Below are 24,934 nucleotides of genomic sequence, written 5' to 3'. Positions count from 1 at the left end.
TGGGCAGTCGGTGCGGAGTCGATACCGGCGCACGCGTGCAACAGCTGCGGGGAGGAGGGGCGAACGGCGCGCGCGATCGAAGAACGGCGAGCCGCGGCATCCGCTGATCTCAGGCGTTCTCGAGCTCTGAGATCACGACCTTCTTCTGTCGCATCATCACCTGGATCTGCTCGGGCCGCCGGGTCAGCTCGCCCATGTTCGCGGGGATGATCTGCCAGCTGACGCCGAAGCGGTCCTTGCACCAGCCGCACTGCTCCGACTCGGGCACGTGCGAGAGCTTCGACCAGTAGTCGTCGATCTCGGCCTGATCGGCGCACTCGACGACGAAGGAGATCGATTCGTTGAAGGTGAAGAGCGGCCCGCCGTCGAGGCAGACGAAGTCGACGCCGTTCAGCGTGAACTGGCCGTTCAGCACCTTGCCCGACATGCCCGCGAAGTGCTCGTCGAGCGATTCGTCGGGGTACTCGTCGATCTGCCTGATGCGGGAGTTCGGGAAGACGTCGACGTAGTACGCCATGGCCTCACGGGCCTGATCGTCGAACCACAGGCACGGCTGGATGGGTGAGAGCTCGGCCATCGGGAACCTCCTCGTTCGGGCTGACGCTTCGTCGGCCACGGTACGCCTCGCCGCCGACAGCGTCGAGGGGCAGGAGTCGCGGGCCGACTCGTCAGAGCGGCAGCGGGCGGTCGTCGACGATGGTCTTCATGACAAGGGTGGACTCGACGCGGCGGACGCCGGGCAGCGCCGAGAGCCGTTCATCCCACAGTCGCTGGTACGCCGGCAGGTCGGGCACGGCGACGCGCAGCAGGTAGTCGGGGTCGCCGAACAGACGCAGTGCCTGGATCACCTCGGGGATCTCCGCGACGGCCGCGTCGAAGGCCGGGATCGTAGCCCGGTTCGCCTGGTCCATCGTGACGAACACGAGCGCGCCGAAGCCGAGCCCGACCACCTCCGGGTCGATCACTGCGCGGTAGCCCGAGATGGCCCCGGATGCCTCGAGCGCATGCAGCCGGCGGTGGGTCGGCGACATGCTCAGCTGCACGCGCGCGGCGAGGTCGGTGAGGCTCAGCCGCCCGTCCTGCTGGAGTTCAGCAAGGATTCTCCGATCGATGGCATCCATGAGGTGGATTCTTCCACGTGGCGGCGTGATTCGGGGTGAATATGGCAGCGGCTTCTGTCGCTCCACTCGTCGTGTTCGTCGTATTCGCCGGAAGGAGGCCGTCGTGAACACGCAACTGCTGCTCGCCTGCTGGGCGATGATGACGTTCATGGTGCTCGTGCCGGGCCCCGACTGGGCGTACATCATCGCCTCGGGCCTGCGTGATCGAAGCATCCTGCCGGCCCTCTCCGGAATCCTCATCGGCTACCTCGCCGCGGTCTTCGCCGTCGCGGTCGGGGTGGGCGCTGCAGTGGCGGCCCTGCCGTGGGTGCTCATCGCGCTCACCTTCGCGGCGGCGGCGTACCTGCTGTACCTCGGCGTGCGCGTGCTGATGGAGCCGCCCGGACTGGGTGCTGCCGGGGGTGACGAGGCGACCGGCGGGGCGCCGACACGACCGTGGCTCCGTCTCGTGCAGGGCGCCGGCGTGAGCGGACTGAACCCGAAGGGGCTGCTCGTGCTCGTCGTGCTGCTGCCGCAGTTCACGGATGCCGCGGGCGCCTGGCCGATCCCGCTGCAGCTCGCCGTGCTCGGCCTCATCTTCGTCGGCAGTTGCGGGGTCGTCTACTTCGCCGTGGGCATGGGCGCTCGCACGGTGCTGCGCGCCCGGCCGTCGGCCATACGGCTCGTCTCACGCATCTCGGGCGCGGCAATGGTCGTGCTCGCCGTGGCGCTCGTCGTGGAGCAGGTCGGGCACCTCACCGCCGGGTGAACCCCGCTCGCCCGGCGAAGGGTCAGGCGATCTCGGGGTCGACGTCGATGAGCACCTTGCCGACGGTGCCCGCCTCGACGGCGTCGTGCGCCTCGGCCGTGCGCTCGAGCGGAAAACGGGTGATCGGAAGACCGGCGTCCTCGCCGACGGGCAGCGCGCCGTCGGCCAGAGCGCGGCCGATGTCCTCCGCCGCAGCCGAGAGGGCGTCCTGCCCGACGGTGTAGAGCAGCAGGAACTGGTAGCGCACGTTGAGCGCGAAATGCCGGCGCACGTCGAGGGTCATGTCGGCACCGCCGTCGGTCGCGTACACGGAGATCGTCCCGTGGTTCGCGATGACCCGCGAGTTGAGCTCGGCATTCCGGGCAGGCGAGACCTCGACGACCTGGTCGACGCCGTGCGGGGCGATCGAGCGGATCGCGGCGGCAGCGTCGTCGGTGCGGTAGTTCACGACGTGGTGGGCTCCGGCCGCGGTCGCGAGCGCGGCCTTCTCGGGCGAGCTCACCGTCGTGATGACCGTGGCTCCCGACCAACGGGCGAGCTGGATGGCCGCATGCCCGACGGCGCCGGCACCACCGGCGACGAGCACCGCGCGGCCGTCGAGCGTGCCTGGGCCGAGTCGGGACGGACCGGCCTCGGAGACGGTGAGCGCGCGGTGCGCCGTCATGGCGGGCACGCCGAGTGTGGCGCCGAGGTCGAAGCTCGCGGTATCGGGCAGCGGCACGACGTGCTCGGCCGAGAGGACCGCGAACTGCTGCGCGGTGCCCGACGGGCGTTCGTGCGCGGCGAGGTAGGCCCAGACCCGGTCGCCCACCTCGAACCCGGCAACACCGGGGCCGACAGCGTCGATCACGCCGGCGCCGTCCTGGTTCGGCACGACCTCCGCGAACGGGGCCGCAGCGCCCGGCCGTGCACCGACCCTCGCCTTCCAGTCGGTCGGGTTGACGCCCGACACCGCGATGCGCACGCGCACCTCGCCGGCGCCGGGTTCAGCCACCTCCCGCTCGACGAGGTGCAACACGGACGAGTCCCCGGTCTTGGCATACGTGATCGCTCTCATGCAGTGGCCAACGCGGCGGGCGCCGAGAACCTTCCGACCCCGGCGCCGGACGGCGGCCGCTCAGGCGGCGTCGGTAGAGTTGGCGCGCGGCTCGAGGCATCCGTCTCGCCGAACCTCTCCACCTCTTCACCGCAAGGACACCCGTGAGCCTGATCCGCCTGAACGACGTCAGCATCGAGTTCGACGGCCGCCCGGTGCTGAAGGAGGCGTTCCTGAAGCTCAAGCAGGGCGACCGGGTCGGCCTCATCGGCAAGAACGGCACGGGCAAGACGAGCCTGCTCGAGGTCGTGCTCGGGCGCAGGGAGCCGAGCGGCGGCACGCGCGACGTCACCCTCGGCACCACGATCGGGTACTTCTCGCAGTTCTCGGAGCTCGACGGCGAGCAGTCCATCCAGCAGATCCTGAGCGGGCACTTCGCCCAGGTGCACGAGACTCAGGCTCGGCTCGACGAGATCGGCATGGCGCTCGTCGAGCCGATGGCGGATGACGCGATGACGCGACTCTTGACCGAGCAGGGCGAGCTCTTCGAGCGCATGGACCACATCGGCGGCTGGACCTACGAGACCACGATCGACACCGTGCTCACGAGGCTCGGCTTCGACGAGGAGCGACGTGCGCTGTCGGTCGGCCGGCTGTCGGGCGGATGGCGCAACCGCGCCGCGCTCGCTCAGATCCTCGTGCAGTCGCCCGACGTGCTGCTGCTCGACGAGCCGACGAACTTCCTCGACCTCGACGGCGTGAAGTGGATCGAGAACTGGCTCTCGGGCTTCGCGGGCGCCGTGCTCGTGGTCTCGCACGACCGCCAGTTCCTCGACGGGGTCGTCACCCGCATCATCGAACTCGAGAACTACCGCCTGCAGGAGTACGAGGGCGACTACTCCGCGTACGTGCACGCGAAGCAGTCGCGGCTGAAGATGCTCGAGAAGCAGTTCGCGCACGAAGAGGAGCTACTGGCCTACGAGCAGGCGGCATCGGCCGCGCGCCGCGAGGCCGCCCGCAACCCGTCGAACGCGGTCGCCCGCCGCCTCGCCGACATCAAGAAGCGGCAGGCGCCGCGCCCCATCGACCAGATCATCACGGGCATCTACGAGGGGCTGCGGGTCAGCAACGACCTACTGACCGTGACGGGACTCACGAAGAGCTTCGGCGGTGCGCCGCTGTTCGAAGGTCTCTCGTTCGACCTGCGAAGGGGTGATCGGGTCGCGGTGCTCGGTTCCAACGGCTCGGGCAAGTCGACGCTGCTCGACGTGCTGACGGGCGAGACCGAGGCGGACTTCGGCACGGTGCGCTGGGCCAAGGGCGCCAGGTACGTCTCGTACAACCGGGTCTACGCCGAGCTCGACCTCGAAGATACGGTCGGGCACGCCGTGAACGCCTACCCCGACTCCCTCGCCTTCACGGCGACGAAGAAGAGCGTCGGCCGATTCCTCGCGATGCTGCAGTTCTCGGAGGCCGACCTGAAGCAGAAGATCGGCACGCTCTCGGGCGGGCAGCGGGCGCGCGTCGCAATCGCGCAGTGCCTGCTGTCGGGGGCTGCGGTGATCGTGCTCGACGAGCCGACGAACCACCTCGACATCACCTCGACGCAGGTCATGGAGCGGGCGCTCACGCATTTTCCGGGCGCCGTCATCGTCGTGTCGCACGACCGGTTCTTCGTCGACAAGCTCGCCGACCGGCTGCTCGTGTTCGATGGCACGCCGAACGTGATCGAGACGGCGGCGACCGGGGCGCTCTGAGTCCGGCCCCGCCGGCGGATCTCGATACGCTCGCTGGCGCTCGCTACTCGATCGGCTGGTCCCGCGCAGCCTGCGCCGCCCGGCGCCGTTCGAGCCCCTCGAGCAGCAGGTCGAGTCCGAACTCGAACTCCGTCTGGTCGTCGCACCAGCCGAGGGTCGACTCGGGGTCGTCGTGCACGACCTCGGCGAGCATCGCGGCCAGATGCGGGGCGAGTGCCGCCAGTTGCTCGAGTTCGCGGGGTGCGGGGGCGGCCCCGTCGTCGCTGAGCTCCTGCACGTAGCCGTACATGCGGCTGCCCATCGCGTGCAGCGAGTGGTGGATGAGGTCGTGCGACATGCCGCCGGCCCGCATGATGCCGACGACGCCGTCGACATGGCGCATCGCGCCCGGTCCCGAGGCGCCGCGCGCGTTCATGACGTTCGGCAGCCACGGATGCCGCAGCAGCACCCGCCTCGCCCCGAGGATGCGTTCGCGGAGTGCCGACGTCCAGCTCGCGGCATCCGTCGCCGGGGGAGTTGTGAACCCGCCGACCTCGAGCTCGATCTCGGCGAAGACGACCTCGACGAGTCCGTCGAGGATCGCATCCTTGTTCGGCAGGTGGTAGTAGATCGACATCGCCTCGACGCCGAGCTGCTCGGCGAGGGCGCGCATCGTGAGCGCCTCGATGCCGTCACGATCGGCGAGTTGCAGCGCCGCCTGCAGCACGCTCTCGCGAGTGAGTTGGGGGCGCACGACTGACCGCTGCGGCATGCCCTCACCTTACAGCGTCAGGCAATCGTCCGCCGGGACTGGACATAGGGGCGTCGTCGGCGTATCTTACGCCGTAAGTCTTACAACGTAAGGGAGCCGTTTCATGTCCATCGAATCGCGCCGGCCGGCGGCATCCGCCACTACTCGAACGACCATGCGTGCTGCTGTCACCGAACGCTTCGGCGCTCCCGAGGTCGTGCACGTTGCCGAAGTGCCGAAGCCGGAACCCGGGCCCGGCGAGCTCCTCGTGCGCGTGCGCGCCTCGACGGTGAGCATCGCCGACCACCGGCTGCGGAGCCGCAGCGTGCCGCGCGGCCTCGGCCTCGCGGTCGGGCCGGTCATCGGCTTCCTCCGCCCCAGGAAGCCGGTGCTGGGCATGGAAGCCGCCGGCGTCGTCGAGCGCATCGGTGAGGGCGTCGCACGGTTCATGCCCGGAGACGAGGTCATCGTGATGCACGGTGCGCGCATGGGCTGCCATGCCGAGTTCGTCGTCGTCGAGGCTGACGGCGACGTCGCGCCGAAGCCGGCGAACCTCTCGTTCGAGGAGGCCGCCGCGATCGTCTTCGGCGGGCACACCGCCCTGCGGTTCCTCGACTCAGTGACGGTCGGGCCGGGCAGCCGGGTGCTCGTCAACGGCGCCTCGGGCGCGGTCGGTTCGGCGGCCGTGCAACTCGCGGCGGCACGGGGCGCGCACGTGACCGCGGTGACGAGCGGGCGCAATACCGAACTCGTGCGTTCGCTCGGCGCGAGCGAGGTCGTCGACTATACCCGCGAGGACTTCGCGGCGGGCTCCGGGTCAGGCGCTTCCGCCGACGCCTCGCGCTACGACGTGATCGTGGAGTGCGTCGGCAACGCGCCGTTCGGCCGCGTCGCACATCTGCTGCGGCCGGGCGGCGCGCTGCTGCTCGTCATCGCCGATCTGCCGAGCATACTCGCGGCGGGCATGCAGTCGCGCCGGAGCGGTCTCGTGGTCGACCACCGCGGCGGCTCCATGCGGCGAGCAGGAATGGAGCGTCTCGCGGCGCTCGCCGAGTCAGGGGCGCTTCGTCCGGTCATCGACCGCGTCTTCGACCTCGACGAGATCGTCGAGGCGCACCGCTACGTCGACACCGGTCGCAAGCGGGGGAGCGTGGTGCTGCGGGTCGGGTGAGCGACCGGAGGGCCGAGCGCTCTTCCGCGATCACGCCTGAGCGGTGACGGTGCGCAACCATTCCTGCGCGCGCTCCACGAGGGCTTTCGCGGATGGTGTCTCCTTCGCCCAATTCGAGAATCCATGCGGCGCACCCTCGACGACATCCGTCGTCACGGGCACACCTGCGTCCCGGAGCGCGTCGGCGTACGCGCGGTCCTCTTCCGCGAACAGTTCGATGTCGCCCCACGTGATGAAGGCCGGCGGGAGGCCGGAGACGTCGGTGCGGCGGCCGGGAACGGCATACTCCGGAGCGGTTGCGGCGCCGGTCGCCGTGCCGAGGTGGCCGGACCAGCCTTCCCGATTCGACTCGTTGTCCCACACGAAGTGCCTCAGAGCGTCCAGCTCCCGTCGCGCGGCCGTGCGGTCATCGAGCATCGGCGCGAAGAGCCACTGCCCGCACGGCGCCGCCCCGCCCTCGTCGTGGATTCGTTGGACCAGTCCTGCCGCGAGCCCCGCCCCGGCGCTCTCGCCGCCGATGACGATGCGCTTCGAGTCGATGCCCAGCTCGGTTGCGTGCTCGAGGAGCCAGCGCCACGCCGACAGCACATCGTCGTGGGCTGCGGGGAAGGGATGCTCCGGGGCGAATCGATAGTTCGCCGACACGATCACGATTCCCAACCGCTCTGCCGTGGACAGGCACAGCGCCTCGTCCTGCTTCGCGTCACCGAAGAGCAGGCCGCCGCCATGAATCCACAACAAGGCGGCGCCGCTGCGCGCACCCGTCGGCGTGTAGAGGCGGATCCGGGTCGATCCGGTCCGCTCGTTCGTCACGTGCACGGCACTCGACGTCGGCACACGCAGCAGGCGCACCGCGATTCGCACGAGCCAGCGCGGCGCTGACACCTCTGCACGCCTCATCGGCTCTCGCAGCTCCGGGAGTACGAGCTGAAGATCCATCGGACAAATCCCTTCGTCGACCCGAGCAGGCTGCTCCACAGTACCGGCAACCGGACAACAGTGTCCGATATCGCTGCTGCACGCCTCGACAGTCCATCACCCGATCAGCGCCCGAACACGAGCGTGCGCAGCACCACCTCGCTCAGCGGGTCGCGCGCTCGAGGAGTTCGAGGATGTGCACGTACGACTCGCCGGTCGCGCGCGTCATGCCGATCTCGCACGTGCGGTTGCACGAGGCGTGCGCGTCGAAGTCGCGTTCGGCGAGCTCCGCGGCCTCGGCCGCCGTCGCCGACGCCGTCAGTTCGGGGTGGAGCATGCCGCGGTCGCCGGCGAAGGCGCAGCAGCCCCAGGCGTCGGGCACCACCGCGTCGACCGCGACCGCCGTCGCGAGCTGCCGCAGGTGGTCGTTCGAGCCGAGCCGCGTGCTCGAGCACGTCGGATGCAGCGCGAGCGAGTCGAGCCGTTCGCCGACGTCGAGGGCGGGCAACAGCCGCTCGGCCGCGAAGTCGACGGCGTCGACGATGCGGAGCGAGACCGGTGCGCCGTCGAGCTCCCCGACGTTCTCGAGCGCGTGCACGAGGCCCTCGGTGCACGAGGAGTTGTCGCAGACGATCGGCAGGCGCCCGCCGTCGGATGCGGCGAGCAGGGCGCGCACCGTCTTCTCGATCGCGGTCGCGTAGCCGGCCGCGAGGCCCTTCGACTTCCACGGCGTGCCGCAGCACAGCCCGTCGATGCCGGCGGGCGTGACGAGCTCGACGCCCGCCCGCTCGCAGAGCAGGCGGAACGCGGATGCCGCGCCGATGCCGTCGTCGGCCGGGCCGAACATCGAGCCGACGCAGGCCGAGAAGAAGACGACGTCGCCGTTCGGCGCCGAGGCGTGCGCGCGCTTCGCCCCGCCGCGCGGCAGGTCGCCCGTCCACTGCGGCACGACGTCGGTGCCGAGCACTGCCCGCCCGGCGGCGCTCGCCGCCGCCGCGATCGGCGGCACGGCCTTCGCGGCGGTGAGGGCGAGCGCGGCGCCCCTCGACACCGGCGCCCAGGTCTTCGCGAGACCTGCGGCGATCGTGCGGGTCGGCCCGTTCGCCTCCTGTTCCCGCAGGCGCCGCACGAGGTCGCCCGTGTTGATCATCACCGGGCACGCCGTCTGGCACATGCCGTCGGCGGCGCAGGTCTCGACCGAGGCGTACTCCTCGGCATCCGCGAGGCGGGCATCGAGCTCGGGGTCGCCCGCCGCCCTCGCCGCGGCTCGCGCTCGGCGCACGGCGATGCGCTGACGCGGGGTGATCGTGACGTCCTTGCTCGGGCAGACGGGCTCGCAGTATCCGCACTCGACGCAGCGGTCGACCTCGGACTCGACCTCGGGCGTGAGCTTCAGGTGCTCGAGGTGCGCGGTCGGTGAATCGGTGAGCAGCACGCCGGGATTCAGCACGCCGGCGGGGTCGCAGAGCGCCTTGACCTTGCGCATGACGCCGTAGAGCTCGGCGCCGAACTGGCGTTCGACGAACGGCGCCATGATGCGGCCCGTGCCGTGCTCGGCCTTGAGCGTGCCGCCGGCGCCGAGCACGAGCTCGACGAGTTCCTCGGTGAATCGCTCCTGCCGCGGGATCGCGTCGGGGGTGGTGAAGTCCTCGGTGAGGAGGAAGTGGATGTTGCCGTCCTTCGCATGCCCGAAGATGACTGCGTCGGCGTAGCCGTGGCGGTCGAAGAGGGTCTGCAGGGCCGCGCAGGTCGCCGCCAGCTGTTCGACGGGCACTGCGATGTCCTCGAGCAGCGCGGTGGTGCCCGGTCGCCGGGCGCCGGCGATCGCCGCATACAGGCCCTTGCGGAAATGCCAGAGCCGGGCTCGCTCCTTGGGGTCGCGAGTGGCCTCGAGCGCGGGTGCGCCGGCCGCCGCGAGGGCTGCGGCGGCCAGGGCGAGCTGCCTGGCGAGGTCGTCGTCGTCGCGGCCGTGGTACTCCACGAGCAGTGCCGCGTGCCCCTCGATCACGACGTCGTCGATGATGCCGGATGCCGCGGGGTCGGCCTGGATCACGCGGAGCGACGCCGCGTCCATCAGTTCGAGCGTGGCGGCGCCAGTGTCGACGAGGACCGGCAGGATGCCGGTGGCCGCGTCGAGCGAGGGGAACACGACGAGCGCCGTGGCGATGCTGGAGGCGATCGGCACGGTGTCGAAGACCGCTTCGGCGACGAACCCGAGGGTGCCCTCGCTGCCGACCATGAGGTGCGCGAGGATCTCGACGGGTTCGGTGAAGTCGAGCAGCGAGTTCAGGCCGTAGCCCATCGTGTTCTTTCCGCGATACTGGCGCTCGACCTCGGCTCGCAGGTCGGGACGGCTGCGAACGAGGTCGCGGAGGCGCCCGAGGCCGGCGTGCAGCACGGGCTCGGCGGCGGCGAGCCGCCGATCGGCATCGGGCGCCGAGGTGTCGACGACGGTGCCGCTCGGCAGCACGATGGTCAGCCCCGCGAGCGTGCGGTAGCTGTTGTGATGGGTGCCGCACGCCATGCCGCTCGAGTTGTTGGCGATCACTCCGCCGACGGTCGCGGCGATCTCGCTGGCCGGGTCGGGCCCGAGCTTCCGGCCGTGGCGGAGCAGCCGGGCGTTGACCTGCCGGACCGTCGCTCCGGGTTGCACGCGCACACGGTCGCCGCCGGCCTCGACCTGGATGCGGCGGAACGCGGTGCGCGTGTCGAGCAGGATGCCTTCGGTCGATGCCTGGCCCGAGAGGCTCGTGCCGCCCGAGCGCACGGTGACCCCGAGCCCCGTCTCTGCCGCGAAGCGGAGCGCCGCCGCGACCTGCTCGACGCTGCGAGGCGTGACCACGGCGGAGGGCGTCAGCAGCACGTGCGAGGCGTCGACTCCCGCGACGATGCGATCGAACTCGGTGACCGAGACATCCGCGGCCGCCAGCGCCGTCGGGACCGTTGACGGAGGCGAGGCCGAGGCTGCGTTGTCGAGCGCGAAGCGGAGGCCGGCGGCGAGACGGGCGTCGCCGGGTTCGACGGCGGAGCGGTGTGCGGTGGCTGGCACGGTCATGCGGTTCGGCTTCCTGTGGCGGCGGGGCTGCTGGTGGCGCTGACGCGGATCGCCGACAGTGCGGCGACGATCACGCAGATGACGGCGGTCGCGACGAAGGTCGCCGGTGCGGTCGGGTCGTCGGTGAGGAGGAGGATCGCGGCGGGGACGGCGCTGCCGCCGGCCGCACCGCAGGCGACGAGCACGCCCGTCGCCTTCGCCGCTTCGGTCTCATCGAGGCGATCGAGCGCGAGGCCGACCGTGAGGGCATACGTCGGGGCGAGGCCGACCACGGCGAGGGCGATGGCGACGAGGCCGAACGTCGGGGCCGCCGGGGTGACGACTGCGGCGAGGGCGAGCATCGCGGCGGCGGTGACGAGGCCCATCAGCAGGGCGGTTCGCGCCGTGGCACCGCTCCGCAGCATCGCCGACGAGACGAATCGGCCGACCGCCATGAGCGCCCAGAACACCGAGGTGCCGATCGCGGCAGCGGCGGGATCGACCTGCAGGAGTTCGGCGGGGATCACGGCCGACCATCCGGCGAAGACGGTCTCGACCCCGACGTAGAGGGGAAGCGCGATCGCGAGCGGCAGCAGGGCGAGCAGGCTCGCACGTCGAAGGCCGCGTGGTCGCTCGCCGCGGACGGGGGCGGGCGCCGCGATGCCGCGCGCGCCGGCGACAAGCGCGATGGCGGCGGCGACCTGCGCGGCGGCGACCACGAGGAGCACGAGCGGCGGCCGCCCGGTGCCCGCCGCGGCAGCGACGAGGAAGGGCGTGAGCGCCGCGGTCACGGCGACCGTCGCCGTGAGCGCGGTGAGGACGGCGGCCGTCGAGGTCGTCGAGACCGCCTTCGAGGCGAGGCTCGCGGATGCCTCGGTGAGCCCGAACCCGAGGCCGGCGACGGCCGCGAAGACGATGAAGGCCGTCGCGGTGGGGGCGAGGGCGGCGCCGCCGAGGGCGATCGCCTGCACGAGGCATCCGATCGCCGCAAGGTGCATGGCTCGCACCCGACGCAGCTGGAGGCCCGACGCGAGCACGCCGACGAGCAGGCCGCCGAAGAGAGCGGGCACCGCTGACGCGACGGATGCGCCGACCGCCTGCTCGACCGACGGCAGCACGGCGGGGATGGCCGCCGCGGTGGCACCCATGCCGGCGAACGCGGCGTGGAGTCCCCGAACCGCCGGGGTCACGGGCGGCGCGCGCGGAGGTGGTGGACCGCCGCGTAGGTGTTGCGGATCGCCTCCATCGACTGGTCGTAGCTGGCCTGCGCGACGCCGATGAAGACGCAGTCGACGACCATGAGCTGGGCGATGCGGCTGCCGAGCGCGCCCGAGCGGAACCCGGTCTCGCGGGCCGCGGTGGTCAGCACGATGTCGGCGTGCTCGGCGATCGTGGAGTGGTCGTGATTGGTGATCGCGATCGTCGTGGCGCCCGAGGCGCGCGCGATGGCGAGGAACTCGATCGTGTCGACGGTGCCGCCGCTGTGCGAGACGGCGATCGCCACGGTGCCGGGCCGCAGCGTCGCCGCCGAGGTCCATGCGGCGTGCGGGTCCGACCAGTTCAGCGCCGTGCGACCGATGCGGGTGAGCTTCTGCTGCAGGTCGAGGCCGACGAACGAGCTCGCCCCGACGCCGAAGATGTCGACGCGAGCGGAGGTGCCGACCGCGTCGACGGCGGCCTTCAGCGCGACGATGTCGAGCCCCTTCGCGGTGTCGGCGATCGAGAGCGTCTCGGCCATCGAGACCTTCGCCACGATGTCGTCGAGCGTGTCGTCGCGGTCGATGTCGCCCGAGATCTCCGGCAGCCCGGCGGCCTGGAACGTCTCGCGGGCGACGTCGCGGAGCACGTCCATGCGGAGGTCCTTGAAGTGCTCGTAGCCCATCCGCTTGCAGAAGCGCACGACCGAGGTGGTCGAGGTGTTGCAGCGGGCGGCGAGTTCGGCGATCGAGAGTTCGGCGATCGTCGCGGGCTCCGCGACGAACAGCGAGGCGATGCGCTGCTCGCTCGGGCGCAATTCGGGCAGGATCGCCCGGATGCGCACGAGCACCGGGCGACGGCCGGGCTCGTCGGCCCTGAGCTCGTGAGTGGGCATCAGTCTCCTCGTCGATTGTCGATGCCCCGTCGGGGGCTGACACCACCCTAGGAGAAATTTTGTTACACGCCTAGCCAATGTGATGTACTTTTATGACCTACTGAGATCACCGATGCTCTTCGACCCGGCGCACACAGCGCAGTACCACCGGACGAGGCGCACATAGCCCTGAGGAGTTCCCCCATGAACGGAGGCAACCGCGGTGTACGCGGCGCCCTCGCAGCGGTCGGCCTGGCAGCGGCCGTCGCATTGACGATCACCGGCTGCAGCCCGGCGAAGCCCGCGCCGACCGACGAGGGCACGGCCGGAGGCGCGCTCGTCATCGGCGTCACGAGCGACCCCGACACGCTCTTCCCCTGGAAGGCCACCCAGTTCCAGGCCGTCAACGTGCTGCAGAACCTCTATGGCACCCTGACCGAGTTCGACGCCGACCTCAATGTCGTGCCCGGCCTCGCCGAGTCGTGGGAGGCGTCGGAGGACGGCCTCACCGTGACCTTCAAGCTGCGCGAAGGCGTCACCTTCGCCGACGGTTCGACCTTCGGCTCCGAAGACGTGAAGTTCTCGCTCGAGGCCATCCAGGCCGAGGCGACCGCCGCCGTCTCGCGCACCTCGCTCGCGTCGGTCGCCGCCATCGAGGCGCCCGACGAGCAGACCGTCGTGCTCACGCTGACCGCGCCCGACGCAGCCCTGCCGGCGAACCTCGCCGTCATCAACATGGCGATGCTCTCGTCGGACGACACCGAGGCCGACCTCAACACGACGCCGAACGGCACCGGGCCGTTCGTGCTCGAGGACCGCAAGGCCAGCCAGTCGCTGACGCTCGCCAAGAACGACGCCTACTGGGGCGACGCCGCGAAGCTCGACACCGTCGAGTTCCGCGTGATCCCCGACGAGTCCTCGATCGTCTCGGCCATGCAGTCGGGCAACGTGCAGCTCGCAGTCTTCGACGACCCGCTCGTCGCGCAGACCGCCGAGAGCGGCACCGTCACCGTCGAGAAGACCCCCCAGCTCAGCTACCACGCACTGCAGCTGAACGCGCGTCGCGGCGACCTCGCCGACGTCAACGTGCGCCTCGCGATCCAGTGCGCCGTCGACCGCCAGGAGGTGCTCGACACCGCCGCCCTCGGCGAGGGCGAGGTGACCGGTCCGATCACGTCGCCGGCGTACCGCTCCGACCCCGACGCCCGGCCCTGCCCCGAGCGCGACCTCGACCAGGCCGCGGAGTACCTCGACAAGGCCGGCAAGTCCGACGGCGTGACGATCAAGACGATCGTCTCGCAGGGCGAGTATGCGACGAGCGTCAACGAGGCGCAGAACCTGAAGGCTCAGCTGGCCGAGGCGAACATCACCCTCGAGCTCGAGGTGCTCGAGTCGGGCGCCTTCGTCGACCGCTGGATCGCCGCCGACTTCGACGCGGCCGTCGCCCTGAACGGCGGACGCCCCGACCCCGACGGCATGTACGGCCGCTACTTCACGAGCACGGGCAACCTGAACCAGGTCGCCGGCTACAGCTCTCCCGAACTCGATGCGCTGTTCGCCGAGGGCAAGCAGAGCTCCGACCCCGATGAGCGCAAGGACATCTACGCGCAGATCTCGGAGCACCTCGAAGACAACGCCGCGTGGGTCTGGCTCTTCACGAGCTACTCCTACACCGCTGCGTCGTCCGAGGTGCAGGGCTTCACGCCCATGGCCAACGGCTCGCTGCAGTACCTCCGCACCACGACGGTCAACTAAGACCCCGAACGGCGCGGCGTCCCCACACTCACGTCGCGCCGTTCGGCCCAACCCACGGAAGACCATGCTTCGACGACTCTTCAGGAACCCGGTGCTCCGGCGCATCCTCGCCGCACTGGCGACGCTGCTCGGCGTTGCGGTGTTCGTCTTCATCATGTTGCGGGCGATCCCCGGCAACCAGATCACGGCCGGCCTCGGCACCGAGGCCGCGGCCCTCACACCCGCGCAACAGCAGCAGCTCGAGGCGTACTACGGTCTCGACCAGCCGCTCATCGTGCAGTTCTTCAGCTGGCTCGGCAACATCTTCACCGGCAACCTCGGCTTCTCGGCCCGCGCGCAGCAGAGCGTGCTCGAGCTGACGGCGCAGTCGCTTCCGGTGACCATCGAGCTCGCCATCTTCTCGATCGTGCTCGCGCTCCTCATCGGCATCCCGCTCGGGATGCTGTCGGCGTCGAGGCCCGACTCTCCCCGTGACGCCTTCGGGCAGGTCGTCGGCCTCGCCGGGCTCTCGATCCCCGCGTTCCTGCTCGCGACGACGCTCCTCGCCGTGCTCGCCTCGAGCTTCGGGTTCAACCCCAACGGCGAGGGCTACGCCTACCTCGTCGACGACCCGTGGTTGAACCTGCAGCAGATGCTCCTGCCGTCGATCGTGCTCGGCTTCGGCATCGCGGCCCCCATCATGCGCACGACGCGCACGGCCGTGCTCGAGATCCGCTCGAACGACTTCATCCGCACGGCGAAGGCGAAGGGCGTTCCGCCCCGCCGGCTCCAGGCCAAGCATGTGCTCGGCAACGCGCTCGTGCCGATCGTCACGATGACCGGCCTGCAGTTCGGCTACCTGCTCGGCGGCGCCGTCGTGGTCGAGCAGATCTTCTCGCTGCCGGGCATCGGCCGTCAGGTGCTGCTCGGCATCCAGCAGAAGGAGTACGCACTCGTGCAGAGCACCGTGCTGATCATCGCGCTCTCGTTCGTGATCGTGAACCTGCTGACCGATGTGCTCTACCGCATGATCGACCCGAGGGTGCGTGCCGCATGACCGACATCACTCAGACCGCGACCCTCGCTCCCGGCGGCGGGCGGACCATGGAGCGGGTGCGCCTGCTCCTCCGCAGCCGGAGCGGCCTCGTCGGCCTCGTCATCATCATCGTGCTGGGCGTGCTCAGCCTGCTCTCGGCGTTCGGCCTGCTGCCCTACGACCCGATCGCGCAGGATCCGCCGGCGCGACTGCAGCCGCCGTCGGCCGAGCACTGGTTCGGCACCGACCAGTTCGGCCGCGACGTCTTCTCGCGCGTGGCGGCGGGTGTCGCCAACTCGGCGCTCATCTCGCTCGTCGCGGTGGCGTTCGCCACCCTCGTGGGAACGTTCTGCGGGCTCGTCGCCGGGTTCTACCGCGGCGTCTCCGACGGCGTGATCTCGGGCGTCACGAACGTGCTGTTCGCGTTCCCACCGCTGCTCCTCGCGCTGTCGCTCGCCTCGGTCTTCGATCGCAACTGGTTCACGATCGCCGTGGCCATCGCGATCGTCTACGTGCCGATCTTCATCCGCGTGACCCGCGGGCCCGTGCTCTCCCTCCGCGAGATCGAGTACGTGAAGGCCGCGACGAGCACGGGGCAGAGCCGCTCGATGGTGATGTTCCGGCACGTGCTGCCCAACATCACGTCGATCATCATCGTGCAGGTCACGCTCTCGCTCTCGTGGGCCGTGCTGACCGAGGCGTCGCTCAGCTTCCTTGGACTCGGCACCCCGCCGCCGGCCCCGTCGCTCGGCTCCATGATCTTCGAGGCGCGCACGCTCATCGGCATCGCGCCGTGGACCATGATCGCGCCCGGCGCGGTCGTCGTCCTCCTCGTCGTCGGACTGAACCTGCTCGGTGACGGTCTCCGCGACGCACTCGACCCCAGAAACAGAGGAAAGAAATGACGCTCGACGACGACCTGGCGGACCTCGCCACCGAGGCGAGCAACCCGCGCTACGCCGAGCTCGACCGCATGAGCGTGGCGGAGATCGCCGCGGCCATGAACGAGGCCGACGCCACGGTCCCCGGCGCGGTCGAACGCGCCCTCCCGCAGATCGTTCCGGCGATCGAAGCGGCGAGCGAGCGGATGTCGCGTGGCGGGCGACTGGTCTACGTGGGCGCCGGCACCCCCGGTCGCATCGCCGTGGTCGACGCCTCGGAGTGCCCGCCGACGTTCAGCACGCCGCCCGAGCTGGTCTTCGCGATCATGGCGGGCGGCTCGTCGGCGATCGTCACTCCGACGGAGGGTGCTGAAGACGACGCCGACGCCGGTGCCGCCGCGATCGACGAGGCGAGGATCGGCCCGCTCGACACGGTCATCGGCATCGCGTCGAGCGGTCGCACGCCGTACGTGATCGCGGCCGTCGAACGGGCTCGCGAGCTCGGCGCCCTCACGGTGGGCCTCTCGTGCAACGTCGACACGGCGCTGAGCTCCGCCGCCGAGTTCCCGATCGAGGTGGCCGTCGGCCCCGAGGTGCTCACGGGCTCGACGCGGCTGAAGGCGGGCACGGCGCAGAAGCTCGTGCTCAACATGTTCTCGACGATCGTGATGGTGCGCCAGGGCAAGACCTACGGCAGCTTCATGGTCGACCTGAAGCCCACGAACCACAAGCTCCGCGACCGCGCGGTGCGGATGGTGGCCGAGATCGCCGGGGTGCCGCGCGAGCGGGCGGCTGCCACCCTCGACGGCAACGACTACGACGTGAAGACCTCGGTGCTCGTGCTCGCTCGCGGCCTCTCGCAGTCAGAGGCCGAGGCGCGCCTGGCTGCAGCAGGCGGCCGGCTCCGGCCCGCGATGGAAGGTGCATGATGCGTGTTCTCGGCATGATCTCCGGCACCTCGCACGACGGCATCGACGTCGCCGTCGTCGAGTTCTCCGAGCGCGACGGCGTGCTCTCGGGGCGTGTGCTCCACGACGCCACGACGTCGTACGCGCCGGCCCTGCGCGAGCGGCTGATCGCCGCCCTGCCGCCGGCGCAGACGACGCTCGCCGAGATCTGCGAGCTCGACACGCTCATCGGCCAGGCGTTCGCCGAAGCGGCCCTCGCCGCTCGCGATGCGGTCGGCGGGGTCGACGCGGTCACCTCGCACGGGCAGACCGTCTACCACTGGGTCGACGGCGCGCACGCGCTCGGCACGCTGCAGATCGGCCAGCCCGCGTGGATCGCCGAACGGCTGGGCGTGCCCGTCGTCTCCGATGTGCGCATCCGCGACATCGTCGCCGGCGGCCACGGCGCACCGCTCGTCTCCTTCCTCGACGAGCTGCTGCTCCGCGGGCGTTCGGGTGTCTCGGCCGCACTGAACCTCGGCGGCATCTCCAACATGACCGTCGTCGGCGAGGGCTCGCTCGTCGCCTACGACATCGGCCCGGCGAACGCCCTCGTCGACGCGGTCGTCGTCGACGAGGCGCTGAACGACCTCGGCTATGACGACGACGCCCGAATCGCATCGGGCGGCACGGTCGACGACGAACTGCTCGCACTGCTCCTCTCCGACCCCTACTACGCGCTGACGGCGCCGAAGAGCACGGGCAAGGAGCACTTCCACCTCGCCTACGTGCGCGACGCCGAGACGCGGCTCGGCCGCTCGCTCGCGGTCGCCGACCTCGTGCGCACCCTCACCGAGCTCACGGTGCAGTCGGTCGCCCGCGACGTGCGTTCGGCCGGCATCGGCTTCCTCGCCGTCTCGGGCGGCGGATGCCGCAATCCGCTGATCCTCGACGGGCTCCGCGCTGCGCTTCCCGACGTCGAGGTGGTGCTCGCCGACGAGCTCGGAGCCCCGGCCGACAGCAAGGAGGCCATCGCCTTCGCCCTCATCGGCTGGTGCACCCTGCACGGCATCCCGGCGACCGTTCCCGGCGGCACCGGTGCCCGCGCCCCCCGCATCCTCGGCACCATCACCCCGGGCGACGGCGCGCTCGTGCTGCCGAAGCCGGTCGACGGTCTCCGGTCGCTCGTGCTCGAGGCGGGTCGCTGAACCATGCCCGTGACGCTTCGCCCCGCGACGAGCGACGACCGCGACGCGATCGTCGCCGTCTTCCTCGCCTGCTGGCGTGAGAGCTACGTCGGCGTGCTGCCGGCTGCGGCGATCGAGGCGATGACGGATGACCGTGCGCAGGCGCTCTGGCGCCGGGTGCTCGCCTCGACCGAGGGCACGGTGCTCGTCGCCGAGCACGACGGCCTCGTGCAGGGCGTCGCGCGGTTCGCGCCCGGGCAGGAGGGCGATGGCGGTGCGGTGCATTCGCTCTACGTCTCGCCCGACGCCAGGGGGCTCGGCCTCGGCACGCGCCTGCTCGATGCCGCGTTCGACTCCCTCAGCGACGGCGGCGCGGAATCCGTGGCGCTCTGGGTCTTCGCGGCGAACGCGCCGTCGATCGCGTTCTACCGGGGCCGTGGATGGCTGCCCGACGGGGGAGCGCGCACGCAGGCGGAGTTCGGCGAGCCGGAGCTTCGACTCCGCCGTGGTGGACGGGGGCCGGCATGACCCGGCTCGTCGAACTCCGGGTGCACCGGGTGCCGAGCGCGCTCGTGCGACCCTTCGTCACGGCGATCCGCCGCGTAGACGAGATCGACGTGATGCTCGTCGAGGCGGTCGACGGCGACGGGCGCAGCGGATGGGGCGAGGCGCCCACGAGCTGGCGCGTGACCGGGGAGAGCCCCGAGAGTGTTCGGGCGGCCGTCGCGGGTCCGATCGCCGAGGCCGTGCTCGGGGTCCCGATCGTCGAGCACGAGCGGTGGGCCGCCGCCATCGCCGCAGCGGTCGTCGGCAACAGCTCGGCGAGGAGCGCCGTGGAGTGCGCCCTGACCGACCTGGCCGCGCAGACCGCCGGATGCCGCGTCGCCGACCTCTTCGGCGCCGAGCACGGCATCGCACACGTGCGCACCGACATGACGCTCTCGGCGGGCTCCGTCGACGGACTCGTGGCACGTGCCCGTGCACACGTCGACGATGGGTTCGGCTGCATCAAGGTCAAGGCGGCGGCCGAGGATGCGGTCGTGCCGGCCCTCGTGGCACTGCGCGACGAGCTCGGACCGGAGGTCGTGCTGCGCGTGGACGCGAACCAGGCATGGAGGCGCGGCGCCGCGATCCGGGTCATCCGCGAGGCCGAGGATGCGGGCGTCGGCCTCGAACTCGTCGAGCAGCCCGTGGCCGCCGCAGATCTCGACGGCCTCGCCGAGGTGACGGCCGCCGTCGACACCCCGATCCTCGCTGACGAGTCGGTCTGGACGAGCCTCGACCTGCGCCGCATCGTGCGCCGCCGAGCCGCCGACCTCGTCAACATCAAGCTCGCCAAGACCGGCGGCCCCGCCGAGGCGCTGCGCCTCGCGGCCGAGGCTCGGGCCGCGGGCGTCGAGGTGCTCGTCGGCTGCATGATGGAGAGCGCCGTGGGCGTCGCCTCCGCCGCATCGCTCGCCGCTGCGATCCGCCCGGGAGCGGTGCACGACCTCGACGCCGGACTGTGGCTGCATACTTCGCCCGTCGACGGCGGGCTCGAGTATGCGGGCGATCGAGCCGTGCTCGCGGATGCTCCGGGTCTCGGCATCCTCGGGCTCGCCGGGCAGGTGGCCGCATGAGCGCCCACGAGATCCTCCTCGCCGCCGCCGAGGCGATCATCGCGCCGGGCACCGGGGCGCCTGCCGGCTGCGTGATCGGCATCGACCTCGACGGAGCACGACACGTCGCCGCGGCGGGCCGCGCCGCGCCCGAGCGGCCCGTCGCCGCAGCGATGCGTCGCGGCACGCTGCACGATCTCGCCTCGGTGAGCAAGGTCGTCGGCACGACCACGGCGCTGCACCGTCTCGCCTCGATGGGCGAGCTCGCGTTCGACGACCTCGTCACGAGGTTCGTGCCGAGCTACGGCGGAGACGCCGAAACGAGCATCCGCGACCTCTTGCAGCACCGCGCCGGGCTCTGGGAGTGGCAGCCGCTCTACCTCGCCCCGGGCGACGATCCGCTCGCCACGATCGACGCGCTGCCGCTCCGGTACGCCGCGCGCAGCGAGCGGCACTACTCCGACCTCGGGTTCATGCACCTCGGCCGGGTCGTCGAGGCCGTGGCCGGGCAGCCGCTCGACCTGGCCGTGCGCGAGCTCGTCGCGCGCCCGCTCGGCATCCGCTCGCTCGGCTACGGTCCCGTCGGGGTCGAGGCCGCGACGAGTTCCCGCGGAGACGAGGCCGAACGCCGCATGGTCGCCACGGGGCATCCGTACCCCGTGGCATGGAGCGATCCGGGCTTCGCCTGGCGCACCGGGCCCGTCAACGGCGAGGCCAACGACGGCAACTGCTTCCACGCCTTCGGCGGCGTCGCCGGGCACGCGGGGCTCTTCGGGTCCGTCGACGACGTGCTCGACGTCGCGGCCGCGCTCAGCCGAGCCGATGAACGGCCCGAGCTCTGGAACCCCGACGTCACGGCCGACCTCGTCGGGGCCGGACCCGACGCCGAACAGGCGCTCGGCTGGCGGCGGCGCGAACTCACCGTGCAGGGCGAGCGGATGCCGCTGCTCTGGCACCCCGGATTCACCGGCTGCGCCGTGGGCTTCGTGCCCGGGCGCGGCATCGCCGTGGCCTTCGCGAGCAATCGCCTGCTCGCGGCCGAGCCGGAACCCACCGACATCCTCTGGCAGCGCGTGCTCGACGCGCTCGCCTCGACCCTCAGCACACAGGAGTGAACGCGAACATGACCACGAACGAACCGGTGCTCCGTATCAGCGGCCTCTCGATCGCCTTCCGCTCGGGTGGCGAGCTCGTCACCGCCGTCGACGACGTCTCGATCGACGTCGCGGCCGGCGAGACCGTCGCGATCGTGGGCGAGTCGGGCTCGGGCAAGTCGACCACCGCCGCCGCGATCAACCGGCTGCTGCCGGAGAACGGCGTCATCACCGCGGGCAGCATCCGCTTCGAGGGCCGGGAGATCACCGAGCTCGGCGAGAACGAGCTCGTGAAGCTCCGCGGCGCGGGCATCGGCCTCGTGCCGCAGGACCCGATGTCGAACCTCAATCCGCTCATGCGGGTCGGCGAGCAGATCGGCGAGGCGCTCGAGGTGCACGGGTACGGCACCGGCGACGCCGTGCGAGCCCGCGTGGTCGAGCTGCTCGAGCTCGTCGGCATCCCCGACCCCGAGCAGCGCTCGCGGCAGTATCCGCACGAGTTCTCGGGCGGCATGCGCCAGCGCGCCCTCATCGCCATGGGTCTCGCCTGCCAGCCGCGGCTGCTCATCGCCGACGAGCCGACGTCGGCCCTCGACGTGACGGTGCAGCGCCGCATCCTCGACCAGCTCGACCAGCTGACCGGCGAGATGGACACCGCGGTCTTCCTCATCACGCACGACCTCGCCCTCGCCGCCGAGCGAGCCGATCGCATCGTCGTCATGTTCCGCGGCCGCATCGTCGAGACCGGCACCTCGCAGGAGGTGCTCGAGAATCCGCAGCACGACTACACGAAGCAGCTCCTCGCTGCCGCGCCGAGCCTCGCCTCTCGACGGGAGCCCCTGCCGATCCGCGGCGGCGAGGCCGACGCCGTGCCCCTCGTGGAGGTCAGCGACCTCCGCAAGGAGTTCCACCTCCGGTCACCGAAGGCGGGGGAGCCGACCACGTTCACGGCGGTCGACGGCGTGAGCTTCACGATCCCGCGCGGCAAGACGGTCTCGATCGTGGGGGAGTCGGGGTCGGGCAAGTCCACGACGGCCAACCTCGTGCTCGGGCTCGAGCAGATCACCTCGGGCCGCATCGCCTTCGACGGCACCGACCTGACCGCCCTGAAGCGCCGCGAGCTCTTCGCCTTCCGGCGCCGCGTGCAGCCCGTCTTCCAGAACCCGTACGCCTCGCTCGATCCGCGGTACACGGTCGAGGAGTCGATCGCCGAGCCGCTCAAGGTGCACCGCATCGGCAACGCCGCGAGCCGCCGCACGCGGGTCGCGCAGCTGCTCGAGCAGGTCGCCCTCCCGACGGCGATGTCCTCGCGCCTCCCGCACGAGCTCTCGGGCGGCCAGCGCCAGCGCGTCGCGATCGCCCGTGCCCTCGCCCTCGAGCCCGAGCTCGTCGTGCTCGACGAGGCCGTCTCGGCGCTCGACGTGCTCGTGCAGGCGCAGATCCTCGAGCTGCTCGCCGGTCTGCAGGCCCGCCTCGGCCTCAGCTACCTCTTCATCAGCCACGACCTCGCGGTCGTGCGCATGATCTCCGACGAGGTGCACGTGATGCAGCGCGGCCGCATCGTCGAGAGCGGCACGCCCGAGCAGATCTTCGACGACCCGCAGGACCCGTACACCCGCGAACTCCTCGCGGCGATCCCCGGGGCAACCTTGGCGTCGTGAGCCATCGGGCGCCGGCGAGGATCTCGATACGCTCGCCGGCGCTCGCTCCTCGATCGGCGGGTGCTCGACGCGCCGGCTACCCGACCGGCGCACGCCCGAACACGAGCGTTCGCAGCAGCACCTCGAGCGAGGCCTGCACCCGGGCATCCGTCCACGACACCGGGTCCTCGACGGCCTTGACCTCATAACCCCGGCAGTACAGGTACAGGATGTCGGCGATGTGGGCGGCCGTGTCGAGATCGACGGATGTCCCGTCGTGCTCGACGTGCTCGGCACCGTCGAGGAACTTCTCGTACGTGGCATCCGTCACCCCTCGCACGACGCGGTAGGCGCGCTCGTTCGCACCGTGCACGTCGGCGATGACCTCGATCCAGAGGCTGCGCAGCACGTTCTCCTCGGGGTCGGAGGTGCACATCCACCGGGTGAGGGCGGCGAGGCGTTCGATGCCGACGAGGTCGCCGAGGTGCTCGCGCCGCTCGACGTCCCACTGCGTGCGGGCGTGGTCGAGGGCGTTGGCCATGAGGTGGGCGCGCGAGGGTACGAAGTTCGTGATGTACGCGGTCGAGCGGCCGAGGCGCTCGGCGACGGCGCGCAGGGTGACGGCGCGCGTGCCGCGCTCGCGGGCGACCTCGACGGTCGCTCGGGCGATGTCGGCGAGGCGTTCGTCGGTATCGACGTCGATCGGCACGGGGCGTCCCTTCCTTCGGTTGACAGCCTGCCAGCTCGCCGCTACGTTTCAAAACACTGTTGTAAAACACGTCGATATGTCGTCGTCGAACCCCATCCGAGAGGACCCCGCATGACCGCGAACGGCGGAGTCTCGTTCTGGCTGCAGCAGGTCGGCCTGCCGACCCCGCGCCCGGCACTGCCCGGCGACCTCGACGTCGACGTCGCGATCGTCGGCGCCGGCTACACCGGTCTCTGGGCGGCGTACTACCTGAAGCGCGACCAGCCCGACCTGCGCGTGGCCGTGCTCGAGCGGCGCTTCGCCGGGTACGGCGCTTCGGGCCGCAACGGCGGCTGGCTGACCAACTCCGTCACCGGCGGCCGCGAGCAGTACGTGACGTCCCGCGGCCGCGACGCCGCGATCGCCCAGCAGGTGGCGCTCAACGAGACCGTCGACGAGGTCGTCGCGGTCGCCGCGGCCGAGGGCATCGACGCCGACGTGCACAAGGGCGGCGAGCTCGAAGTCGCCTACACGCCCGCCCAGCTCGCCCGGCTGAAGGCGTACGCCGCCGCCGAGCAGTCGTGGCCCGCGACCGATGTCCAGCTCCTCGACGCGAAGGCGGCGGCAGCCCGCGTGAACGTCGCAGGCATCCTCGGTGCCGCCTGGCACCCGCACTGCGCACGCATCCACCCCGCGAAGCTCGCCCTCGGCCTCGCCGCGGCGGTCGAGCGCCTCGGGGTCACGATCTACGAAGACACGACGGTCACCGAGATCCGACCGGGCGAGGCCCGCACCGACCACGGCACCGTGCGCGCCGCCCACGTGCTGCGCGCCACCGAGGGCTTCACGCCCGACCTGCGCGGCGAGCACCGCACGTGGCTGCCGATGAACTCGTCGCTCATCGTGACCGAGCCGCTCGCGGCATCCGTCTGGAGCGAGATCGGCTGGAACGGCCGCGAGACCCTCGGCGACATGGCGCACGTCTACATGTACGCGCAGCGCACCGCCGACGACCGCATCGCGTTCGGCGGCCGCGGCGTGCCGTACCGCTACGGCTCGCGCGTCGACCACGACGGCCGCACCCAGCGGGCCACGATCGAGAGCCTCGGCGCGCTGCTCGCGCGCTTCTTCCCGATGGCAGCGGATGCCGCGATCGAGCACGCCTGGTCGGGAGTGCTCGGCGTTCCCCGCGACTGGGCGGCCACCGTCGGCCACGACCGCACCACCGGGCTCGGCTGGGCCGGCGGCTACGTCGGCACCGGCGTGACCGCGACGAACCTCGCCGGGCGAACCCTCCGCGACCTCGTGCTCGGACGTGACACCGAGCTCACCCGTCTGCCGTGGGTCGGGCACCGCGCCCGCAAGTGGGAGGTCGAGCCGCTCCGCTGGCTGGCCGTGCAGGCCATCTACGGCGCATATCACGCGGCCGACCGCGCCGAGCTGCGCGGCCGCGCGACCACCTCGCCGCTCGCCCGAATCGCCGACCTCGTCGCGGGGCGCTGACCGACTGGCGGTGACGATGACCCGAGACCCCGCCCTTGTGATGCATGCCTGTGGTGCGTCAGGGTGTCGGCATGCACTTCGCGGGCGAACTCACTCCTGA

At 71.2% G+C, this 24,934-nt stretch carries 22 protein-coding genes; 13 read left to right on the top strand and 9 right to left on the bottom strand.

All coding sequences use genetic code 11. From position 1 onward, the window contains the following. Positions 1 to 109: 109 nt before the first annotated feature. Together VPH61_RS01075 and VPH61_RS01070 are read right to left on the bottom strand one after the other, a co-directional pair. Positions 110 to 577: a VOC family protein gene (locus VPH61_RS01075; RefSeq protein ID WP_332061670.1), complete on the bottom strand. Its 468-nt coding sequence runs from the start codon at positions 575 to 577 to the stop codon at positions 110 to 112. 91 nt (positions 578 to 668) lie between these two features. Beyond that, positions 669 to 1,121, bottom strand: coding sequence for an Lrp/AsnC family transcriptional regulator (locus tag VPH61_RS01070; RefSeq protein WP_332061669.1), 453 nt, complete (start codon positions 1,119 to 1,121; stop codon positions 669 to 671). Positions 1,122 to 1,224: 103 nt separating this feature from the next. Between VPH61_RS01070 and VPH61_RS01065 the strand changes: the two genes are divergently transcribed. Continuing rightward, positions 1,225 to 1,869 carry a LysE family translocator gene (locus VPH61_RS01065; RefSeq protein ID WP_332061668.1) on the top strand — a complete coding sequence of 215 codons (645 nt, stop codon included), beginning with the start codon at positions 1,225 to 1,227 and terminating at the stop codon, positions 1,867 to 1,869. A gap of 22 nt (positions 1,870 to 1,891) precedes the next feature. Here the strand turns inward: VPH61_RS01065 and VPH61_RS01060 are convergent, their stop codons facing one another. Beyond that, a complete protein-coding gene (locus VPH61_RS01060; RefSeq protein WP_332061667.1) occupies positions 1,892 to 2,926 on the bottom strand; it encodes an NADPH:quinone reductase in 1,035 nt (344 codons plus the stop codon). Positions 2,927 to 3,069: 143 nt separating this feature from the next. Here VPH61_RS01060 and VPH61_RS01055 point away from each other — a divergent pair, with 143 nt between their 5' ends. Then, positions 3,070 to 4,662, top strand: coding sequence for an ABC-F family ATP-binding cassette domain-containing protein (locus VPH61_RS01055; RefSeq protein ID WP_332061666.1), 1,593 nt, complete (start codon positions 3,070 to 3,072; stop codon positions 4,660 to 4,662). A gap of 43 nt (positions 4,663 to 4,705) precedes the next feature. Here VPH61_RS01055 and VPH61_RS01050 read toward each other — a convergent pair whose 3' ends face one another. Further along, positions 4,706 to 5,413, bottom strand: coding sequence for a TetR/AcrR family transcriptional regulator (locus VPH61_RS01050; protein ID WP_332061665.1), 708 nt, complete (start codon positions 5,411 to 5,413; stop codon positions 4,706 to 4,708). A 103-nt stretch (positions 5,414 to 5,516) separates the two neighbouring features. Here VPH61_RS01050 and VPH61_RS01045 point away from each other — a divergent pair, with 103 nt between their 5' ends. Next, the gene (locus VPH61_RS01045) at positions 5,517 to 6,563 is read left to right on the top strand and encodes an NAD(P)-dependent alcohol dehydrogenase (protein WP_332061664.1); all 1,047 of its coding nucleotides are present in this window, start codon (positions 5,517 to 5,519) and stop codon (positions 6,561 to 6,563) included. Positions 6,564 to 6,593: 30 nt separating this feature from the next. Here VPH61_RS01045 and VPH61_RS01040 read toward each other — a convergent pair whose 3' ends face one another. The 4 genes from VPH61_RS01040 to VPH61_RS01025 all read right to left on the bottom strand — a co-directional run bounded on the left by VPH61_RS01040 (position 6,594) and on the right by VPH61_RS01025 (position 12,607). Beyond that, positions 6,594 to 7,376, bottom strand: coding sequence for an alpha/beta hydrolase (locus VPH61_RS01040; protein WP_332061663.1), 783 nt, complete (start codon positions 7,374 to 7,376; stop codon positions 6,594 to 6,596). Between the two features lie 268 nt (positions 7,377 to 7,644). Then, complete coding sequence (locus VPH61_RS01035; RefSeq protein WP_332061662.1) at positions 7,645 to 10,536, bottom strand: FAD-binding and (Fe-S)-binding domain-containing protein; 2,892 nt, start codon at positions 10,534 to 10,536, stop codon at positions 7,645 to 7,647. Next, positions 10,533 to 11,663: an MFS transporter gene (locus VPH61_RS01030; protein WP_332061661.1), complete on the bottom strand. Its 1,131-nt coding sequence runs from the start codon at positions 11,661 to 11,663 to the stop codon at positions 10,533 to 10,535. The genes VPH61_RS01035 and VPH61_RS01030 overlap by 4 nt, the downstream gene beginning before the upstream one ends. Before the next feature lie 38 nt (positions 11,664 to 11,701). After that, on the bottom strand, positions 11,702 to 12,607 hold the full coding sequence (locus tag VPH61_RS01025; RefSeq protein ID WP_332061660.1) for a MurR/RpiR family transcriptional regulator: 906 nt from the start codon (positions 12,605 to 12,607) through the stop codon (positions 11,702 to 11,704). A 183-nt stretch (positions 12,608 to 12,790) separates the two neighbouring features. Here VPH61_RS01025 and VPH61_RS01020 point away from each other — a divergent pair, with 183 nt between their 5' ends. The 9 genes from VPH61_RS01020 to VPH61_RS00980 all read left to right on the top strand — a co-directional run bounded on the left by VPH61_RS01020 (position 12,791) and on the right by VPH61_RS00980 (position 22,664). After that, positions 12,791 to 14,341: an ABC transporter substrate-binding protein gene (locus VPH61_RS01020; protein WP_332061659.1), complete on the top strand. Its 1,551-nt coding sequence runs from the start codon at positions 12,791 to 12,793 to the stop codon at positions 14,339 to 14,341. A gap of 64 nt (positions 14,342 to 14,405) precedes the next feature. Further along, on the top strand, positions 14,406 to 15,377 hold the full coding sequence (locus VPH61_RS01015) for an ABC transporter permease (RefSeq protein ID WP_056005155.1): 972 nt from the start codon (positions 14,406 to 14,408) through the stop codon (positions 15,375 to 15,377). Further along, entirely contained in the window at positions 15,374 to 16,261 is an 888-nt protein-coding gene (locus VPH61_RS01010) for an ABC transporter permease (RefSeq protein ID WP_332061658.1), read from the top strand. The genes VPH61_RS01015 and VPH61_RS01010 overlap by 4 nt, the downstream gene beginning before the upstream one ends. Then, positions 16,258 to 17,166 (top strand): N-acetylmuramic acid 6-phosphate etherase, encoded by a 909-nt coding sequence (gene murQ, locus VPH61_RS01005; RefSeq protein ID WP_332061657.1) that lies wholly within the window; start codon positions 16,258 to 16,260, stop codon positions 17,164 to 17,166. The genes VPH61_RS01010 and murQ overlap by 4 nt, the downstream gene beginning before the upstream one ends. Then, positions 17,163 to 18,332: an anhydro-N-acetylmuramic acid kinase gene (locus VPH61_RS01000; protein ID WP_332061656.1), complete on the top strand. Its 1,170-nt coding sequence runs from the start codon at positions 17,163 to 17,165 to the stop codon at positions 18,330 to 18,332. The genes murQ and VPH61_RS01000 overlap by 4 nt, the downstream gene beginning before the upstream one ends. Before the next feature lie 9 nt (positions 18,333 to 18,341). Continuing rightward, positions 18,342 to 18,839 (top strand): GNAT family N-acetyltransferase, encoded by a 498-nt coding sequence (locus tag VPH61_RS00995; RefSeq protein ID WP_332061655.1) that lies wholly within the window; start codon positions 18,342 to 18,344, stop codon positions 18,837 to 18,839. Beyond that, positions 18,836 to 19,930, top strand: coding sequence for a mandelate racemase/muconate lactonizing enzyme family protein (locus tag VPH61_RS00990; protein ID WP_332061654.1), 1,095 nt, complete (start codon positions 18,836 to 18,838; stop codon positions 19,928 to 19,930). Before VPH61_RS00995 ends, VPH61_RS00990 begins: the two co-directional genes overlap by 4 nt. Then, positions 19,927 to 21,024 carry a serine hydrolase domain-containing protein gene (locus VPH61_RS00985; RefSeq protein WP_332061653.1) on the top strand — a complete coding sequence of 366 codons (1,098 nt, stop codon included), beginning with the start codon at positions 19,927 to 19,929 and terminating at the stop codon, positions 21,022 to 21,024. Before VPH61_RS00990 ends, VPH61_RS00985 begins: the two co-directional genes overlap by 4 nt. Before the next feature lie 8 nt (positions 21,025 to 21,032). Next, positions 21,033 to 22,664: an ABC transporter ATP-binding protein gene (locus VPH61_RS00980; RefSeq protein ID WP_332061652.1), complete on the top strand. Its 1,632-nt coding sequence runs from the start codon at positions 21,033 to 21,035 to the stop codon at positions 22,662 to 22,664. A gap of 76 nt (positions 22,665 to 22,740) precedes the next feature. On the opposite strand, the gene VPH61_RS00975 is transcribed toward VPH61_RS00980, so the two are convergent. Next, positions 22,741 to 23,352 carry a TetR/AcrR family transcriptional regulator gene (locus VPH61_RS00975; RefSeq protein ID WP_332061651.1) on the bottom strand — a complete coding sequence of 204 codons (612 nt, stop codon included), beginning with the start codon at positions 23,350 to 23,352 and terminating at the stop codon, positions 22,741 to 22,743. Positions 23,353 to 23,463: 111 nt separating this feature from the next. On the opposite strand from VPH61_RS00975, the gene VPH61_RS00970 reads away from it, so the two are divergent. Next, a complete protein-coding gene (locus VPH61_RS00970) occupies positions 23,464 to 24,834 on the top strand; it encodes an NAD(P)/FAD-dependent oxidoreductase (RefSeq protein WP_332061650.1) in 1,371 nt (456 codons plus the stop codon). The last annotated feature ends 100 nt before the right edge of the window (positions 24,835 to 24,934 follow it).

Source organism: Agromyces sp. CCNWLW203 (assembly GCF_036576125.1).
GTDB lineage: Bacteria > Actinomycetota > Actinomycetes > Actinomycetales > Microbacteriaceae > Agromyces.
Note: the sequence above shows the minus strand (reverse complement) of the source record. Positions and strands in the feature narration are given on the sequence as shown.